The organism is Streptomyces sp. NPDC052299 (assembly GCF_040679335.1).
Taxonomy (GTDB): Bacteria; Actinomycetota; Actinomycetes; order Streptomycetales; family Streptomycetaceae; genus Streptomyces.
In genome coordinates this window covers 658,217-676,014 of the sequence record NZ_JBFAUP010000001.1, presented here as the reverse complement: position 1 = coordinate 676,014, position 17,798 = coordinate 658,217, and the positions used below count along the sequence as shown (strand labels likewise).

Here is a 17,798-nt window from a genome sequence, read left to right as displayed (position 1 = left end):
CCCGCTCGAAGGCGGGGGCCGGGGGGCCGCGGTGCACGGGCCGGATCAGACGTTGATGCCGTGCTTGTGCAGGAAGTTGACCGGGTTGACCGCCGAACCGTAGTTCGGGGTGGTCCGGATCTCGAAGTGCAGGTGCGGGCCGCTGGAGTTGCCGGTGTTGCCGGACAGGGCGATCTTCTCGCCCTTCTTCACGTGCTGGCCGATATGCACGTCGATCTTGGACAGGTGCGCGTACTGCGAGTACGTGCCGTTGCCGTGCGAGATCACGATGGCGTTGCCGTACGCGGGGCCGTCGCCGCCGCCGTTCGGGCCGGCCTTCACGATCGTGCCGCTGTGGGCGGCCTCGACCTTGGTGCCGATCGGCACGGCGAAGTCCTGGCCGGAGTGCTTGTGGGCCCAGCGGCTGCCGTCGTTGCCGAAGCTGGCGCTCAGCTCGTAGTGCTCGACCGGGGTCTCCCACGGAAGCTTCGCGATGGCCTTCTTCTTGGCGGCGGCCTTCTTCTTCGCGGCTTCCTTCTTCTTCGCCGCGTCGGCCTTCTTCTCGGCCGCGTGCTTGGCCGCGGCCTTGTCCTGCGCGACCGCCTGCTTGGCGACCGAGTCGGCGGTGGCCGAGGAGACCAGGGCCGGGGCCTGGGGGGCGTCCGCAGTGCCGGCCGCGAACGCAGCACCCGCACCGAGAACCATCGACGTCCCCAGACCGGCTGCCACCACGGCGCCACGTATACGGGACACGGACGGGCGGCGGGACTGGAACGTAACGCGCTTCGACATAAGCGGAAATCCTCCGGAGATGACTGGACCCGGCGGTGTGCCGGGCTGGCCATACCTTGGTAACCCGCACCCCGGCCGGTGCTCAAACACCCCATCTACGATCAAAAGCCGTAGAAAGCACCCCGGGAATTCGCCCGGCGGGCCCGTTCCCGGCCCCCTCCGGAAGCCCCTCGAAAGTCCTCCCCGGAACAGGTTTAAGACCAGTTCCAAACCGCCCTAACCGGACAAACGCCCTCTGTGTGGGCATACGACCCCGCGCACGCCGAGGGCCCGACCGCCGCAGGGCCGAAAGGCCCCCGACGGATCGGGCCCGTTGCTCCTAAGGCGGCTAGTAGGCCCCGAATGGCCTGTGCGCCTTGTCACCGGCGGTGGGACCGAAGGCCGTCCGTTTCGGGACCTTCGGCACGGTGCCGCTCACTGCCCGACGGGCAGCCCGGTCACCTTCTTGGCGTGCAGCGCGACCAGCTGCCTGCCGCCCGAGGCCAGGTACCAGCGGTCGATGTCGCCGGAGCCGTCGTTGTACGTCCAGAGGAGCTTGCCGTCGGCCGGGGCGAAGGCGTGGATGCCGCCGTTCTTGTCGAACTGGGTGGCCCCGTAGAGGACGCCGCCCACCTTGGCGAACTGCCAGGAGGCCGCGATCTCCAAGCTCTCCGGGTTGTGCCAGTGCCGCTTGCCGGTCGCCGGATCGACCGCCCACAGGGCGTGGGCGTTGTCCGAGACGTAGAGGACCCCGTCCAGAACGGCCGGGTCGTTGAAGCGGCTGTACTTCTCGGTCGCGAAGGACCAGCGCTCGGCGCCCGTCTCCAGGTCGAAGGCGCGCAGCCGGTCGCCCGTCGCGATGATGACCAGGCCCTCGTGGACCTCGAAGCCGCGGTTGCTGGTGCGGCCGATCTTCTTCGTCCAGACCTGGTGGCCGGTCGCGGTGTCGCGGACCGTGAGGTTCTCGCGGAAGTCCGTGTAGACGAGGCGCTTGCCGGAGACCCGCGCGGTGAGGCCGTTCGACTCGGTGCCGTGATCGCGCTGCTCGCGCCAGACGACCTTGCCCGAGGAGGTGTCGATGGCGGCGATCACGTTGTCGGGGGTGCGGAAGTTCTTGTCCAGGATTCCGGCGACGACGTAGACGTGGTCGGTGTCGGCGGCGATGACCCGGGGCTGGGAGTACTCCTTGTCGCCCAGCCGGCTGCGCCAGGTGTCCTTGCCCGTCCTGGGGTCGAGGCCGATGACGTTTCCGTCGTAGCGGGCGCTGGCCAGATAGAGCGTCCCGCCGCCGATCAGCATGCTCGCGCCCGGGGTGGTCACCTCGGCGCGCGACCAGAGCTCCTTGCCGGTGGACAGGTCGCGGGCCACCAGCGGGTCACCGGAGACCAGCACCACGTCGTCGACCACGGCGACCGCGGATATCCAGGCCAGCCCGTCGTACGTGGTGGCGTGCTGCCAGGCCGGCTTCGGCTTCCCGCCCGGCTCGGAGACGTCGCCCCCGGGCTTCCCGGACTCCCCCGGCTTCGGCGAACCGGCGCCGCCGCCCTCGACCGGCTCCTCGACCGGGCCGCAGGCCGCGGCTCCGGCGCCCAGCAGGGCCAGTCCCGCCCCGGCTCCGGCCAGCCTGATCATCCGCCTGCGCGACACATCGCCTCTGCCCATGGCGTGCCCGTCCCCCTCTTTCGTTGCGCGATTCCGGCCCCTCGTTCGCAATCGAGAAGCCTCACCCGGGCCGATCGCCCGAGGCGGGGCCAGATTAACGAGGGGTTTTCGGTCCACGCGCGTAGCGAACGCGACCGGAACGTTCCTGTGACGCCGCTGTCACCGTGTCCGCGACGCCAAAAGGGGCGGCCCCGGCCGGTCGAAACCGGTCGGGGCCGCCCCTCGGACGCTACTGCCGGGAGAGGCAGCAGGCGCCTGTCACGCTTCCTTCGTCATGTTCGGGCCGCCGCCCGCCGCCTGCTCGATCGGCGGGACGTCGGGCAGCGCCGACTTCTCCTCGCCGCGGAAGGTGAACTTCTCGTCGTCGCCCTCGCCCTCGCTGCCGACGACCACGATGTGGCCGGGGCGCAGCTCGCCGAAGAGGATCTTCTCCGAGAGGACGTCCTCGATCTCGCGCTGGATCGTCCGGCGCAGCGGCCGGGCGCCCATCACGGGGTCGTAGCCCTTCTTGGCGAGCAGCTTCTTGGCGTCCGTGCTGAGCTCGATGCCCATGTCACGGTCCTTGAGCCGCTCGTCCACCTTCGCGATCATCAGGTCGACGATCTCGATGATGTCTTCCTGGCTGAGCTGGTGGAAGACGACGGTGTCATCGACACGGTTGAGGAACTCGGGCCGGAAGTGCTGCTTGAGCTCTTCGTTGACCTTGACCTTCATCCGCTCGTAGTTCGTCTTGACGTCGCCCTGGGCGGCGAAGCCCAGGTTGAAGCCCTTGGAGATGTCCCGGGTCCCGAGGTTGGTCGTCATGATGATGACCGTGTTCTTGAAGTCCACGACCCGGCCCTGGGAGTCGGTCAGGCGACCGTCCTCCAGGATCTGGAGCAGGGAGTTGAAGATGTCGGGGTGGGCCTTCTCGACCTCGTCGAAGAGGACGACGGAGAACGGCTTGCGGCGCACCTTCTCGGTGAGCTGGCCGCCCTCCTCGTAGCCCACGTAGCCGGGGGGCGAACCGAAGAGACGCGAGACCGTGTGCTTCTCGCTGAACTCCGACATGTCGAGGGAGATCAGCGCGTCCTCGTCGCCGAACAGGAACTCGGCGAGCGTCTTGGACAGCTCGGTCTTACCGACACCGGACGGACCGGCGAAGATGAACGAGCCACCGGGGCGCTTCGGGTCCTTCAGACCGGCCCGCGTACGGCGGATCGCCTGCGAGAGCGCCTTGATGGCGTCCTTCTGCCCGATGACGCGCTTGTGGAGCTCGTCCTCCATGCGCAGCAGCCGGGAGGACTCCTCCTCGGTCAGCTTGAAGACCGGGATGCCGGTGGCGGTGGCGAGGACCTCGGCGATGAGCTCGCCGTCGACCTCGGCCACGACGTCCATGTCGCCGGCCTTCCACTCCTTCTCGCGCTTGGCCTTCGCCGCCAGCAGCTGCTTCTCCTTGTCGCGGAGGGAGGCCGCCTTCTCGAAGTCCTGGGAGTCGATCGCCGACTCCTTGTCGCGGCGCACGCCCGCGATCTTCTCGTCGAACTCGCGGAGGTCCGGCGGCGCGGTCATCCGGCGGATGCGCATCCGGGAGCCGGCCTCGTCGATCAGGTCGATCGCCTTGTCCGGCAGGAAGCGGTCCGAGATGTACCGGTCGGCCAGCGTCGCGGCCTGGACCAGCGCCTCGTCCGTGATGGACACGCGGTGGTGGGCCTCGTAACGGTCGCGCAGGCCCTTGAGGATCTCGATGGTGTGCGGCAGCGACGGCTCCGCGACCTGGATCGGCTGGAAGCGGCGCTCCAGCGCGGCGTCCTTCTCCAGGTGCTTGCGGTACTCGTCCAGGGTGGTCGCACCGATGGTCTGCAGCTCGCCTCGCGCCAGCATGGGCTTGAGGATGCTCGCGGCGTCGATCGCTCCCTCGGCGGCGCCCGCACCCACCAGGGTGTGGAGCTCGTCGATGAACAGGATGATGTCGCCGCGGGTGCGGATCTCCTTGAGGACCTTCTTCAGGCGCTCCTCGAAGTCACCGCGGTAGCGGGAGCCGGCGACCAGGGCGCCGAGGTCGAGGGTGTAGAGGTGCTTGTCCTTAAGGGTCTCGGGCACCTCGCCCTTGACGATGGCCTGGGCCAGGCCCTCGACCACCGCCGTCTTGCCGACGCCGGGCTCGCCGATGAGCACCGGGTTGTTCTTCGTACGGCGGGAGAGCACCTGCATGACCCGCTCGATCTCCTTCTCGCGCCCGATGACCGGGTCGAGCTTGGATTCGCGAGCGGCCTGCGTGAGGTTGCGGCCGAACTGGTCGAGCACCAGCGACGTGGAGGGGGTGCCCTCCGCGGGGCCGCCCGCGGTGGCCGCCTCCTTGCCGCCGGAGTACCCGGACAGCAGCTGGATGACCTGCTGGCGCACCCGGTTCAGGTCGGCGCCGAGCTTCACGAGGACCTGGGCGGCGACGCCCTCGCCCTCGCGGATCAGGCCGAGCAGGATGTGCTCCGTGCCGATGTAGTTGTGGCCGAGCTGGAGGGCCTCGCGGAGCGACAGCTCCAGGACCTTCTTGGCCCGGGGCGTGAAGGGGATGTGGCCGGACGGGGCCTGCTGGCCCTGGCCGATGATCTCCTCCACCTGCTGGCGGACCGCCTCGAGCGAAATCCCGAGGCTCTCCAGGGCCTTAGCGGCGACACCCTCACCCTCGTGGATCAGGCCCAGGAGGATGTGCTCGGTGCCGATGTAGTTGTGGTTGAGCATCCGGGCTTCTTCCTGAGCCAGGACGACAACCCGCCGCGCGCGGTCGGTGAACCTCTCGAACATCGTTAATCGCTCCTCAGAGCGGTCAGGCAGTAAGGGGTCGGTCCCCTCCCTGTCCTTCCGCAGCTTAGTCCCGCAAGCGGGGACCGCTCATTTCAACTGCCGACACCCGGCCCTGCTTCCCGGGGGATCGCCCGCCCCGAACGCCGACAACTGCTCCAACCCGATGGTGCGAGACGATGTTCCCGCAGGCCAGGCCAATACCCCAGTCGCCAGTACGCCGATGGCGAACGTGAGACATGCATGGCTTGCGTGTCGCCCCTCCCCACTAGGGATGTCTTACCCGCAATTACAGACAGTCCATGCGGCGTACGCGGGTTCCCTCCGCTACGGGCGAACATCTTCGTACTCCTGAATGCGCCCGTACGCCCCCAACCCGGACACCCTACGCGTTCGCGCGTACGCACTACGTAACCTGGGGGGCCGGTCGGGGGTTGTTCCGTCATGACCCTCACCGTCCCGCCGCCCCGCGTCCCGCCCTCCGTCGAGCGGGGCGGTGATGCCCGGGGCGAGCCGTGCGACGGCTGGGCCGGGTGGTACGAGCGGGAGTTGGGCTGGGCCACGGCGGGCGGTGCTCCGGTGCGGCTGCTGACCGGGCTGCGGTTCGACGTGCTCGTCGTCCCCGCCGTGGCCGGACACGCGGCGCTGCGGCGGGTGGGCCCGACCGGGCCGGTGGCGCTCATGGGGCTGCGGATGAGCCTGCTGGTGGCACCGGGGAGCGCGGAGGAGCTGCCGGGGCTGCTCGACTGGCTGGAGTGGGGCGGGGTCGCGCTCTCGCTGACCGGTCTGGGCGCGGGCGGGCGGATCACCGCACCGCCGCCGCCGGGGCGTCCGGTGGAGCCGGGGGCCGCCTCCTGGCTGCGGCCCCCCTGGCCGTCACGGGAACAGGACGAAGCGCCGGTTCTCCCGGCCTTCTCCGGCTTCGGGAGCAGGCGTGGTGACGCCCCCGACCTCGTCCGGCTCGTGGACGCCGTGGCGACGGAATGCCACCGGGCCCGACTGGCGCGCGCCCGGGCGGGCTTGTTCCACGAAGAGCCCGTGACTCAGCCGTTGGCCTTCTCGTAGGCCTCGCGGATCTCGGCGGGGACACGGCCGCGGTCATTCACATTGTGGCCGTTCTCGCGGGCCCACTTACGGATCTCGGCGGTGTCCTTGTTGCCACCGGAGACGGCGCGGCCCTTGCCACGTCCCGACGCCGCACGGCCACCGGTGCGCCGGCCGTTCTTCGCGTAGGGCTCGAGAAGGGAACGCAGCTTGTCCGCGTTGCTGGTGGTGAGGTCGATCTCGTACGTCTTGCCATCCAGCGCGAACGTCACCGTCTCGTCCGCCTCGCCACCGTCGAGGTCGTCAACAAGAAGGACCTGAACCTTCTGTGCCACCGGATTTCCTTTCATCGAAAATGGAGTACGCGGAAAGGAAACCGCTTTTCCCCGGAAAACACAAACCCCCGGGAGAGGTTCAGCAGCTCAAGGAGACGGGAAACATGCGCGATTCGGACATAGGGGCGCGCCGCCCTGTTCCGGCTCTTCGCGCGGTCACAGGTGCAGAAGCATCCGGCTGTTGCCCAAGGTGTTCGGCTTCACTCGTTCGAGACCCAGGAACTCCGCGACTCCCTCGTCATAGGAACGCAGCAGCTCGCTGTAGACATCTCCGTCGACGGGCGTCTCCCCGATCTCCACGAAGCCGTGCTTCGCGAAGAAGTCGACTTCGAAGGTGAGACAGAAAACCCGGCGGACGCCCAGCCATCGGGCGGTCCGCAGCAGCTTGTCGAGGACCTGGTGGCCCACTCCGGCGCCCTTGAGGCCGTGGTCGACGGCGAGCGTACGGACTTCGGCGAGGTCTTCCCACATGACGTGCAGCGCGCCGCAGCCGACGACCGCGGCGTCCTCGTCGCGTTCGGCGATCCAGAACTCCTGGATGTCCTCGTAAAGCGTCACCGTGGCTTTGTCGAGGAGGATGCCTTCCCGCACGTAGCCGTCGAGGAGACGGCGGACGGCGGGCACATCGCTCGTCCGTGCGCGCCGGACGGTGATGGCCACGTTTATAACCGACGGTTCGGTCTGGGAATCGGTTTGCGGAAGCTCTGAGGACATACGCAGACGCTATCGCCCGGTCTCCGGCTCCGCGTCATCGGCCGCTTCACCGGCTTCGGCATCCCCGGCTCCGTCCGCCGGAGCCGCGCCGTCCTCGGGAAGAGCCGGCAGAACGATCCGCATCGCGTCGCGCAGTGCCTCGCGCTGCTCGGCCGACATCATCCCGAAGAACGCGACGAGCGCGGCCGCCGGGTTGTCGCTGAGCGACCAGGCTTCGTTCATCAGGGCGGCGGCGTATGCGGCACGGGTGGAGACGGCCGTATATCGATATGCGCGGCCCTCCACTTCGCGGCGGACCCAGCCCTTCTGATGGAGATTGTCCATTACCGTCATGACGGTGGTGTAGGCGATGGACCGCTCCTGCTGAAGGTCCTCCAGGACTTCCCGCACAGTGACCGGACGGTTCCATTCCCAGACCCGTGTCATCACGGCGTCTTCAAGCTCTCCCAATTGACGGGGCACAGCGTCACCTTAGTGCCAGATGTCTGGAATGCGTAGCTATTCACACAGCAAAAGGGCGTACGACTCCTCGGGAGTCGTACGCCCTTTCGTATACGGGAGCGCCGGGCGCGCCCCGAGGGGTCAGGCCCCTTCGGTGCGCGGGGTCTGCTGAACCGACTCGGCGCGGCTGATCGCCGCGTCCACGGCCGCGTCCTCCTTGGCCTTGTTGGGGCCGCCCTGGCTCTTGACGATCGTCACGACCAGGCCGATGAAGAAGGCGGCCATCACCACGGGGGGCACGAGCGCGGATACGTAGTCCATGCCCTCCAGAGTAGCGAGCCGCCTTCCCGTCCCCGGAGAGGCCCGCCCTACCCCGCGCGGCGCTGCGGCGGGTGGGGTGCGGGGCGGCGCGGCGGGAAGACCTCGGAGGGCTTCGGGGCCGGGCGCTCGGACGGCGGTACGGGGCGGGCCGGGGCCGGCGGCGCCTTCGGTTCGTCCGGCTCGGCGGCGCGCCCGCCGGGCAGGGCGAGCAGCCTGCTGCGGGGCGCCGGGGCGGTCGCGGGCACGGCGCGTCCGGCGAGCCTGGCCCGCACCGAGCGCTCCGCGATCATCTGGCAGCGCTCCAGGAGGGCCGCGGCGACCGGGCCGCCGCGCAGGGCGCGCAGCGCGGCCAGGTCCTCGGGGAGCGGGTCGTATCCGGCGGCCAGGGCGTCCTGGAGCAGCTCCAGATAGCCGGTGAGGGAGCCGGGAAGGGCGTCGCGGTAGCGGACGAGGTCGGCGAGGAGGAAGGCGCGCAGCCGTCCGGCCTCGGAGACGGCCTCGTCCACGCTGCCCGCCAGCCGCAGGCAGTCCTGGACATCCTCGTCGGGCAGGGGCGCGGGGTGCAGCGCGAAGGCGAGGGCGCGTCGGAGCACTCGCAGCTCGTCCGCGCTGAAGGCCATACCGCCGCGTGATCCGTAGGGCGTGGGCATGACGCGACAATACGTGCTAAAGGGACAAAATCGGCTTAACTGGTCGTCGGTGGCGCGGCGGCCCCGGAGCGTCGTCGCCCGCGGAGCCGCCGGTCAGGGGCCCTACGCCAGGGGGTGTCCTGCCGCTCAGGGCCGGACGGGCCGCGGCGTCCGGAGCGGTGCGTCGCAAGGCGCCGGGGCATCCCAATGGCGGAGCCGGTCGGATGTTTCGGCAACCCTGCGAGCGGCCGTGCCGGGCACCGCGGACCCGGCCCTGAGCGGCAGGACCCCCTACAGCCGCGACACGTTGCGCTCGTACACCAGGCGGAGCCCGATGAGCGTCAGCCAGGGCTCGTGCTCGTCGATGACGGAGGACTCGCCCAGCACCATGGGAGCGAGGCCGCCCGTCGCGATGACGGTGACGTCGTCCGGGTCGGCCGCCAGCTCCTTCTTCATCCGCTCCACGACCCCGTCGACCTGGCCCGCGAAGCCGTAGATGATGCCCGCCTGCATGGCCTCGACGGTGTTCTTGCCGATGACGCTGCGCGGCCGGGCCAGCTCGATCTTGCGGAGCTGGGCGCCCTTGACGCCCAGCGCCTCGACGGAGATCTCGATGCCGGGCGCGATGACACCGCCGGTGTACTCGCCCCGGGCCGACACCGCGTCGAAGGTGGTGGCCGTGCCGAAGTCGACCACGATCGCCGGACCGCCGTACAGGTCGACGGCGGCGACCGCGTTGATGATGCGGTCCGCGCCGACCTCCTTCGGGTTGTCCATCAGGATCGGCACCCCGGTCTTGATGCCGGGCTCCACGAGCACGGCGGGGACGTCGCCGTAGTAGCGGCGGGTCACCTCGCGCAGTTCGTGCAGCACGGCCGGGACGGTGGAGCAGATCGCGATGCCCTCGATGCCGTCGCCCAGCTCCATGCCGAGCAGCGGGTGCATGCCCATGAGGCCCTGGAGCAGCACGGCGAGCTCGTCGGCGGTGCGGCGGGCGTCCGTGGAGATCCGCCAGTGCTCGACGATCTCCTCGCCGTCGAAGAGGCCGAGGACGGTGTGGGTGTTCCCGACGTCGATGGTGAGCAGCATCAGGCGTCGGCCCCGTCGGTGTCGCGGAAGTCCAGGCCGATGTCCAGGATCGGCGAGGAGTGGGTCAGCGCGCCCACGGCCAGGTAGTCGACCCCGGCCTCCGCGTAGGCGCGGGCCGAGTCGAGGGTGAGCCGGCCGGAGGACTCCAGGAAGGCGCGCCCGCCGGTCAGGGCGACCGCCTCGGCGGTCTCGGCCGGGGTGAAGTTGTCCAGCAGGATCAGGTCGGCGCCCGCCTCCAGGACCTCGGCGACCTGGTCCATCGTGTCGACCTCGACCTCGATCGCCAGCTCCGGGAACTCCTCCCTGACCCGCTTGAACGCCTCGGCGACCCCGCCCGCCGCGATGACGTGGTTGTCCTTGACGAGCGCGGCGTCGGACAGCGAGAACCGGTGGTTGACGCCGCCGCCGCAGCGCACCGCGTACTTCTCCAGGGCGCGCAGCCCCGGCGTCGTCTTGCGGGTGTCCCGGACCGCGGCCTTGGTGCCCTCCAGCACGTCGGCCCAGGCGCGGGTGGCGGTGGCGATGCCGGAGAGCCGGCAGAGCAGGTTGAGGGCGCTGCGCTCGCCGGTGAGGAGGTCGCGGGTGCGGGTGGTGACCGTCAGCAGCTTCTGGCCGGGGGCGACGCGGTCGCCGTCCTCGACGTGCCGCTCGACCTCGAACTCGGAGGTGCAGACGATCGACAGGACCGCCTCCGCCACGCGCAGCCCGGCCACCACCCCGGCCTCGCGGGCGGTGAAGTCGCCGGTGGCCATGGCGTCCTCGGCGACGGTGGCGACGGTCGTGACGTCCACCCCGCCGTCCAGGTCCTCGGCGATGGCGAGGTGCGCGATGTCCTCGACCTGGACCGGGTCCAGGCCGGATTCGACGAGGAGCTGGGCGAGCGCGGGGTCGAGCCCGCACTCCTCGAACTCCTCGTCGCCGCCGCAGCCGCAGCCGTCCCCGCAGCCGCCCGCGGCGGGGGCGGGCGCACCGACCCGGATCAGCGGTACGTCCACGGGAGTGGGGCGCGGATTCTCTTCGGGCGTGCTCACGGTTACGGCTCCTCGGGGGTGGGGTGGGTGGTGCTCGTCGCTGCGCAGTCTGGTGCCCCGGACGCGTCCACGGGCCCGAACGCCTCGGTATCCGTCCGACGGAGGACGAGACCTCCGTCCGGGCCGAGCCGTACGACGAGGTGGCGGCGCCACTCGGCGTCGTCGCGCTCGGGCCGGTCCTCGCGCCAGTGGCAGCCGCGGGTCTCCTCGCGGGCGCGGGCGGCGGCGACCAGGACCCGGGCGACGAGCAGCAGGTTGGTGGCCTCCCACGCCTCGACGCCGGGCACCGCGGGCTTCGCCTCGGCCGCCCCGGTCCCGTGGGCGCCGGGCCGCAGCTCCTCCAGCTCCCCGGCGGCAGTGGCCAGGCTCTCGGCGGAGCGCAGCACTCCGGCGCCCCGGGTCATGGTGCGCTGGACGGCGAGCCGGGTCTCGGGGGCCAGGAGCGGGACGGGGGTCCCGACGGGGCCGACGGCCTCGCCCGCGCGGGGGCGGTCGGCGACGATGTCGGCGGCGATGCGCTCGGCGAAGACGAGTCCTTCGAGCAGCGAGTTGGACGCCAGCCGGTTCGCGCCGTGCACCCCGGTGCAGGCGACCTCGCCGCAGGCGTACAGGCCGGGGACGGTCGTACGGCCCCGCAGGTCGGTGCGAACGCCGCCGGAGGCGTAGTGCGCGGCGGGCGCGATGGGAATGGGCTCGGTGACCGGGTCGATGCCGTGGGACCGGCAGGCGGCCAGGATGGTCGGGAAGCGGTTCTCCCACATCTCGGCGCCGAAGTGGCGGCCGTCGAGGTACATGTGGTCGGTGCCCTTGAGCTGCATCTGGCGCGTGATGCCCTTGGCGACGATGTCGCGCGGGGCCAGCTCCGCCAGCTCGTGCTGCCCGACCATGAAGCGCGTACCGGAGGCGTCGACCAGGTGGGCGCCCTCGCCCCGTACCGCTTCGGAGACCAGCGGCTGCTGGCCCTCGGAGCCGGCGCCGAGGAAGAGGACGGTGGGGTGGAACTGGACGAACTCCAGGTCCGAGACCTCCGCGCCGGCCCGCAGCGCGAGCGCCACGCCGTCGGCGGTGGAGACCGAGGGGTTGGTGGTGGCGGAGAAGACCTGGCCCATGCCGCCGGTGGCCAGGACCACGGCCGGGGCGTTGACCGCGCCGACGCCGTCGTGCTGGCCCTCGCCCATGACGTGCAGGGTGACCCCGGCGGTGCGGCCCTCGGCGTCGGTGAGTAGGTCGAGCACGAGGGCGTTCTCGATGGTGTGCAGGGCGGCCGCGCGCACCGCCTCCACCAGGGCGCGGGAGACCTCGGCGCCGGTCGCGTCGCCGCCCGCGTGGACGATGCGGCGGCGGTGGTGGCCGCCCTCGCGGGTGAGGGCGACGGAGCCGTCCTCGGCGGTGTCGAAGCGGGCGCCGGTCTCCATCAGCCGGCGCACCGCGCCGGGGCCGTCCGTGACCAGGGCGCGCACCGCGGACTCGTCGCAGAGGCCGACCCCGGCGACCAGGGTGTCGTCCAGGTGCTGTCCGGGGGTGTCGCCCTCGCCGAGGGCCGCGGCGATGCCGCCCTGCGCCCAGCGGGTGGAGCCCGCGTCCAGGCGGGCCTTGGTCACCACGACCGTGGCGAGCCCCGCGGCGGCGCAGCGCAGGGCGGTGGTGAGCCCGGCGACGCCGGAGCCGACGACCACCACGTCGGCGTCGATGGACCAGCCCGGTGCGGGGGCTGTCAGCCGTATTCCGGTCACGGGGTCGCTCCGAAGGTGAGGGGGATGTTGTCGATGAGGCGGGTGGCGCCGACCCGGGCGGCGACGGCGAGGATCGCCTCACCGGCCGCGTGGTCGTCGGGGATCTCGGTGAAGTCGGCCGGGTCCACGAGCGCCACGTAGTCCAGGGCGAGCGGCGGGCTCGCGGCCTCCGCCTCCTCCAGGACCGTGCGGGCGGCGGCGCGCACGGCGGCGGGTCCGGCGTCCGGGCGGGCCCGGGCCACCGCCTGGGCGTCGGCCGCGAGCCGGGCCTCGCCGAGCCGGTTGAGCCCGGCGGCCCGGTCCTCGGTGGCGCCGGTGGCCTGCGCGCGGGCGTGCAGGGCGGCCTGGGCGGCGAGCCGGTCGCGGGCCGCGAACAGGGCCCGGGACAGGGCGAGCGCGGTGCGGCGCTCGTGCGCGTCGAGGAAGCGGTTGCGGCTGGACAGCGCGAGGCCGTCCGGCTCCCGGACCGTCTCGACGCCGGTGATCTCCACCGGGAAGTTCAGGTCCCGCACCATGCGCCGGATCAGGGCGAGCTGCTGGGCGTCCTTCTGCCCGAAGAACGCGGTGTCGGGCCGGGTGAGGTGGAGCAGCTTGGCGACGACGGTGAGCATGCCGTCGAAGTGGCCGGGGCGCGAGGCCCCCTCCAGGCGCTCGCCCATCGGGCCCGCCGAGATCCGGACCTGCGGCTCGCCGCCCGGGTAGACCTCGTCCACGGACGGCGCGAAGACGACGTCGGCGCCGGCCGCTCCGGCCACCGCGAGGTCGGCCTCGAGGGTGCGCGGGTAGCGGTCGAGGTCGGCGGCCTCGCCGAACTGGAGCGGGTTGACGAAGACGGTGACGACGACCTGCCCGGCGGGGCCCGCGTGGGCGCGGGCGGCGCGGATGAGCGAGGCGTGGCCCTCGTGCAGGGCGCCCATCGTCATGACGACGGCCCGCCGCCCCTCGGGGGCGTACGCGTGCAGTTCGGCGGCCGTGTCGAGCAGGACCGGGGCGGTGGACGTGGTGGTCATCGGGACTCCTCCGGTCCGGTGCCGGTGGCGCCCGGGGTGTCCGGGCCGCCGGGCCGCGACGGGCCGGACCCGCCGTCGGCCAGGGCGTCGAGCAGGTCCTCGGCCAGCTCCGGCTTGAGCAGGCCGTGGGCGAGGGCGCGGTCCGCCGTGGCGCGGGCCATCGCCACATAACCGGCGACGGTCTGGGGGGCGTGGGCGCGCAGTTCGCCGAGGTGCGCGGTGACCGTGCCGGCGTCGCCGCGCGCGACCGGGCCGGTGAGCGCCGCGTCGCCGGAGCGCAGGGCGTTGTCCAGGGCGGCGCCGAGCAGCGGGCCGAGCATCCGGTCGGGGGCGGTGACCCCGGCGATGCGCAGCAGCTCCATCGACTGGGCGACCAGGGTGACCAGGTGGTTCGCGCCGAGGGCGAGGGCCGCGTGGTAGAGCGGGCGGGACTCCTCGGCGATCCATTCCGGCTCGCCGCCCATCTCGATGACCAGCGCCTCCGCGGCGAGCCGCAGCTCGTCGGGCGCGGTGACGCCGAAGGAGCAGCCGGCCAGCCGCTGGACGTCCACGGAGCTGCCGGTGAACGTCATCGCGGGGTGCAGCGCGAGCGGCAGGGCGCCGGCCCGGCGCGCGGGGTCCAGCACCTTCGTCCCGTACCGCCCGGAGGTGTGGACGAGGAGCTGTCCGGGGCGGACGGCTCCGGTCTCGGCCAGTCCCTCGACCAGTCCGGGGAGGGCGTCGTCGGGGACGGTGAGCAGGACGAGTTCGGCGCGCGCGAGGACGTCGGCGGGCGTCACGAGGGGGACGTCGGGGAGGAGGTCGGCGGCGCGCCGCCGCGAGGCGTCGGAGACCCCGGAGACGGCGACCGGGCGGTGCCCGGCGAGGGCGAGGGACGCGGCCAGGGCTGGGCCGACACGGCCCGCGCCCACCACGCCGACGGTGAGCCGTGCGGGGCGGTCCCTGGCGTCGAGCGGGTCCTTGGGAGCTGTTGCGTTCACACTGCGGGCCTTCCGTTCCAGTCCGCGGGGGGTACCGGACGATTCCCTTGCATGCTACGCCAGCGGCCGCCCCGCCCTCCGGGATTGTCCACAGCCTGTGGATACCGCTCCGGGCGGGCCCCGGAAACGCGGTGGGCAGGTCCGGTGTTCTGCGTGATGATCGTCCCATGGCAGACATGAACACGCAGGTGACGGACGAGACGGCGAAGCCGGAGAGCGAGGAGGAGCGGCGGTTGCGCAGGCTCACCGCGTGGCGGGGGGCCGGGCGGGCGCTGTCCCGTCCTCCGCAGGACCGCACGCTCGGCGAGCAGCTGGCCGCCCTGACCGCGGACGCCGCGACGGTCACCGACCCGGGACTCCAGGCGGACATCTACGGGGACGGGGTCGTCGCGGAGCTGGAGCAGCGGGTCGCCGGGCTGCTCGGCACGGAGGCCGCCGTGTTCTTCCCGACCGGGACGATGGCCCAGCAGGTCGCGCTGCGCTGCTGGGCCGCCCGGACCGGCAACCCCGTCGTCGCCCTGCACCCGCTCGCCCACCCGGAGGTGCACGAGAACGGCGCCCTGGGGGCGGTGAGCGGGCTGCGCACGGTCCACCCGACGACCGCTCCGAGGCTGCCGACCGCCGACGAGGTCCGCGACGTCCCGGAGCCGTTCGGCACGCTGATGCTGGAGCTGCCGCTGCGGGACGCCGGTTTCGTGCTGCCCACCTGGGAGGAGCTGGAGGCCGTGGTGGCCGCCGCCCGGGAACGGGACGCCGTCGTCCACTTCGACGGGGCCCGGCTGTGGGAGTGCGCGACGCACTTCGGGCGCGGGCTACCGGAGATCGCCGCGCTCGCGGACAGCGTGTACGTGTCGTTCTACAAGTCCCTGGGCGGGATCTCCGGGGCCGTGCTCGCCGGTTCCGCCTCGCTGGTCGAGGAGGCCCGCCTCTGGCGGCACCGGTACGGCGGGCAGCTCTTCCAGCAGTTCCCGGCGGCGGTGGCGGCCCTGGCGGGGCTCGACCGGGAGCTGCCGAGGCTGCCGGCGTACGCGGCGCACGCGAAGGTGGTCGCCGGGGCGCTGGCCGAGGGCTTCCAGGCGGCCGGCGCGGGCTGGTTCCGGGTCCATCCGGAGGTGCCGCACACGCACCAGTTCCAGGTGTGGCTGCCGTACGACGCGGACGTGCTGACGGAGGCGTCGGTGCGGCAGGCGGAGGAGACGGGCACGGTGCTCTTCCGCCGCTGGTTCACGCCGGACGCGGGGGCGCCGGGGGTCGCGTTCACGGAGGTCACGGTGACGGAGGCCGGGCTGGAGTGGGGGGCGGACGACGTACGGGACGCGGTGGCGGCGTTTCTGGAGCGGGTGGAGGGGAAGAGCTGAGGCAGTCCGTCCCCCGGACGGCTCCGGTGACGGACGCGGATTGACGCCCGCCGTCAATCCGCGTCCCGGCTGTCACACCGACCCGGCACCATGGACCGGTGAGCGTCACCATCGGCATCGCGGGGCTCGGCCCCGACCGCATCGTCTTCCGGACCTCCCCGCTCGTGGAGCTGGGCGTCGCCCTGCACGCCCTCGCCGAGCCGGGACACCACCCGGGCCTGCACGGCTGGGCGACGGCCACCGCCACGGCCCTGGAGCCCGATCTCGCCGACCGGCTGCACGAGGCGGAGTTCCTGTGGCGGAACACCTTCTCGGACATCTTCATGCCGTTCGCGGGGGTCGTCGGGGGCGACGGCGCGACGGGCGACAGCCTCGCCGCCGACCTGGACATCCTGGACCGTCTCGACGACGACCGGTTCGTCTCGGCCGCCCTGGAGTTCACCTGCGCCACGTTCTACGGGACCGGCGCGGCCTCCCCGCTGCGCAACGCGGGGGCGCGCGCCCGGGCGCTGGACATGGCGGCGGCGCGCGGCCCGCGCCAGGTCGAGTTCACCAAGCGGCTGCTGGCCGACCCCGCTCCCGTGCGCCGCTGGCTGCGCCGCCTGTTCGAGGACTGCGACCAGGCGTTCTTCGCGGACACCTGGGAGCGGACGCGCGTCCAGCTGGTGGCGGACGCCCGGCACAAGACGGACCTGCTGCGGCGCAAGGGGGTCGCCGAGGCGATACGGGCGGTCTCGCCCGCGCTCTCGCTCGACGCGGACGGCGGCCGGATCAGCGTCGACAAGCTGGCCGAGGGGGCGACCGACGCGACGGACCCCGCCGTCGGCCCCGGGCTCACGCTGATCCCGACCAGCTTCGGCTGGCCGCATCTGATGGTGCTGCACGCCCCGGGCTGGCGACCGGTCATCCACTACCCGGTGCACCGGCCCGAACTGCCCACGCCCGCCTCGGTGGAGCTGCTCCAGCTGCGGATGGAGGCGCTGGCGCACCCGATGCGGATGCGGCTGTGCCGGAACATCGCGCGTTCCCCGTACACCACCGGTGAACTCGCCGACACGAACGGAATCACCCCGCCCGAGGTGTCCCGCCATCTGGCGGTGCTCAAGAAGGCCGGTCTGGTCACGACCCGGCGGCGGGGCCGGTACGTCCTGCACCAGCTGGACCTGACCGTGGTGGCCCGGCTCGGCAGCGACTTCCTGGAGGGAATCCTGCGCTGAGGCCCGTCCCCCTCAGCCCGCGCCGCCGCCGGCGCGGACCAGCCCCGTCTCGTACGCGAGCACCACGACCTGCACCCGGTCGCGCAGGGACAGCTTGGTCAGGATGCGGCCGACGTGCGTCTTCACCGTCGCCTCGGAGAGCACCAGGCGGCCCGCGATCTCGCCGTTCGACAGGCCCTGGGCGACGAGCAGCATCACCTCGCGCTCGCGTTCGGTGAGCTTGGCGATGTCCTTGTGCTGCGGCTCTTGGGTGCCGCTGGGCAGCATCGGCGAGAACCGGTCGAGCAGCCGGCGGGTGGTGGACGGGGCGACGACGGCGTCCCCGCTGTGCACGGAGCGGATCGCGGCGAGCAATTCGCCCGGCGGGACGTCCTTCAGCATGAAGCCGCTGGCCCCGGCCTTCAGCCCGGAGAACGCGTACTCGTCCAGGTCGAACGTGGTCAGGATCAGCACCTTCGGCGGGTCGGGCTGCGCGCAGATGCGGCGGGTGGCCTCGACGCCGTCCAGCTTCGGCATGCGGACGTCCATCAGCACCACGTCCACGGCGGTGGCGCGCAGGATGTCGATCGCCTCCGCGCCGTCCCCGGCCTCGGCGACCACCTCCATGTCGGGCTGGGCGGCGAGCACCATCCGGAAGCCGGTGCGCAGCAGCACCTGGTCGTCGACGAGCATCACGCGGATCGCCATGGGGGCCTGTTCTCTC

17 protein-coding genes are annotated in these 17,798 nt (G+C 72.2%); 3 read left to right on the top strand and 14 right to left on the bottom strand.

The genetic code is table 11. The features are described from left to right. Positions 1–45 precede the first annotated feature (45 nt). The 3 genes from AB0L33_RS03090 to AB0L33_RS03080 all read right to left on the bottom strand — a co-directional run bounded on the left by AB0L33_RS03090 (position 46) and on the right by AB0L33_RS03080 (position 5,196). Positions 46–771 (bottom strand): M23 family metallopeptidase, encoded by a 726-nt coding sequence (locus AB0L33_RS03090; RefSeq protein WP_365677343.1) that lies wholly within the window; start codon positions 769–771, stop codon positions 46–48. A gap of 414 nt (positions 772–1,185) precedes the next feature. Next, on the bottom strand, positions 1,186–2,412 hold the full coding sequence (locus AB0L33_RS03085; protein ID WP_365677342.1) for a PQQ-binding-like beta-propeller repeat protein: 1,227 nt from the start codon (positions 2,410–2,412) through the stop codon (positions 1,186–1,188). Between the two features lie 258 nt (positions 2,413–2,670). Further along, positions 2,671–5,196: an ATP-dependent Clp protease ATP-binding subunit gene (locus tag AB0L33_RS03080; RefSeq protein WP_073966320.1), complete on the bottom strand. Its 2,526-nt coding sequence runs from the start codon at positions 5,194–5,196 to the stop codon at positions 2,671–2,673. 441 nt (positions 5,197–5,637) lie between these two features. On the opposite strand from AB0L33_RS03080, the gene AB0L33_RS03075 reads away from it, so the two are divergent. Beyond that, the gene (locus tag AB0L33_RS03075) at positions 5,638–6,258 is read left to right on the top strand and encodes an SCO3374 family protein (protein ID WP_365677341.1); all 621 of its coding nucleotides are present in this window, start codon (positions 5,638–5,640) and stop codon (positions 6,256–6,258) included. Here the strand turns inward: AB0L33_RS03075 and AB0L33_RS03070 are convergent. The 10 genes from AB0L33_RS03070 to AB0L33_RS03025 form a co-directional block, all read right to left on the bottom strand. Then, positions 6,237–6,572 carry an Lsr2 family protein gene (locus tag AB0L33_RS03070; protein WP_018102272.1) on the bottom strand — a complete coding sequence of 112 codons (336 nt, stop codon included), beginning with the start codon at positions 6,570–6,572 and terminating at the stop codon, positions 6,237–6,239. The two genes, AB0L33_RS03075 and AB0L33_RS03070, sit on opposite strands and share 22 nt — an antisense overlap. 156 nt (positions 6,573–6,728) lie before the next feature. Next, positions 6,729–7,286, bottom strand: coding sequence for an amino-acid N-acetyltransferase (locus AB0L33_RS03065; RefSeq protein ID WP_365677340.1), 558 nt, complete (start codon positions 7,284–7,286; stop codon positions 6,729–6,731). 9 nt (positions 7,287–7,295) lie between these two features. Continuing rightward, the gene (locus tag AB0L33_RS03060) at positions 7,296–7,748 is read right to left on the bottom strand and encodes a BlaI/MecI/CopY family transcriptional regulator (protein ID WP_365677338.1); all 453 of its coding nucleotides are present in this window, start codon (positions 7,746–7,748) and stop codon (positions 7,296–7,298) included. Positions 7,749–7,868: 120 nt separating this feature from the next. Next, positions 7,869–8,048 carry a hypothetical protein gene (locus AB0L33_RS03055; RefSeq protein ID WP_018102269.1) on the bottom strand — a complete coding sequence of 60 codons (180 nt, stop codon included), beginning with the start codon at positions 8,046–8,048 and terminating at the stop codon, positions 7,869–7,871. A 47-nt stretch (positions 8,049–8,095) separates the two neighbouring features. Next, positions 8,096–8,668, bottom strand: coding sequence for a hypothetical protein (locus tag AB0L33_RS03050; RefSeq protein WP_365677388.1), 573 nt, complete (start codon positions 8,666–8,668; stop codon positions 8,096–8,098). 300 nt (positions 8,669–8,968) lie between these two features. Beyond that, positions 8,969–9,766, bottom strand: a complete 798-nt coding sequence (locus AB0L33_RS03045; RefSeq protein WP_018102267.1) for a type III pantothenate kinase — start codon at positions 9,764–9,766, stop codon at positions 8,969–8,971. Beyond that, the gene (nadC, locus tag AB0L33_RS03040) at positions 9,766–10,797 is read right to left on the bottom strand and encodes a carboxylating nicotinate-nucleotide diphosphorylase (RefSeq protein WP_365677337.1); all 1,032 of its coding nucleotides are present in this window, start codon (positions 10,795–10,797) and stop codon (positions 9,766–9,768) included. The genes AB0L33_RS03045 and nadC overlap by 1 nt, the downstream gene beginning before the upstream one ends. 2 nt (positions 10,798–10,799) lie before the next feature. Further along, entirely contained in the window at positions 10,800–12,530 is a 1,731-nt protein-coding gene (locus AB0L33_RS03035; RefSeq protein ID WP_365677336.1) for an L-aspartate oxidase, read from the bottom strand. Continuing rightward, a complete protein-coding gene (gene panC, locus AB0L33_RS03030) occupies positions 12,527–13,540 on the bottom strand; it encodes a pantoate--beta-alanine ligase (protein WP_365677335.1) in 1,014 nt (337 codons plus the stop codon). The genes AB0L33_RS03035 and panC overlap by 4 nt, the downstream gene beginning before the upstream one ends. Beyond that, positions 13,537–14,520 carry a DUF2520 domain-containing protein gene (locus AB0L33_RS03025; protein WP_365677334.1) on the bottom strand — a complete coding sequence of 328 codons (984 nt, stop codon included), beginning with the start codon at positions 14,518–14,520 and terminating at the stop codon, positions 13,537–13,539. Before AB0L33_RS03025 ends, panC begins: the two co-directional genes overlap by 4 nt. Positions 14,521–14,687: 167 nt before the next feature. Between AB0L33_RS03025 and AB0L33_RS03020 the strand changes: the two genes are divergently transcribed. Then, positions 14,688–15,878 carry a beta-eliminating lyase-related protein gene (locus AB0L33_RS03020; RefSeq protein WP_365677333.1) on the top strand — a complete coding sequence of 397 codons (1,191 nt, stop codon included), beginning with the start codon at positions 14,688–14,690 and terminating at the stop codon, positions 15,876–15,878. Between the two features lie 98 nt (positions 15,879–15,976). After that, positions 15,977–17,095, top strand: coding sequence for a DUF5937 family protein (locus AB0L33_RS03015; RefSeq protein WP_365677332.1), 1,119 nt, complete (start codon positions 15,977–15,979; stop codon positions 17,093–17,095). Between the two features lie 12 nt (positions 17,096–17,107). Here the strand turns inward: AB0L33_RS03015 and AB0L33_RS03010 are convergent, their stop codons facing one another. Beyond that, positions 17,108–17,782: a response regulator transcription factor gene (locus AB0L33_RS03010; protein WP_365677331.1), complete on the bottom strand. Its 675-nt coding sequence runs from the start codon at positions 17,780–17,782 to the stop codon at positions 17,108–17,110. Positions 17,783–17,798 lie beyond the last annotated feature (16 nt).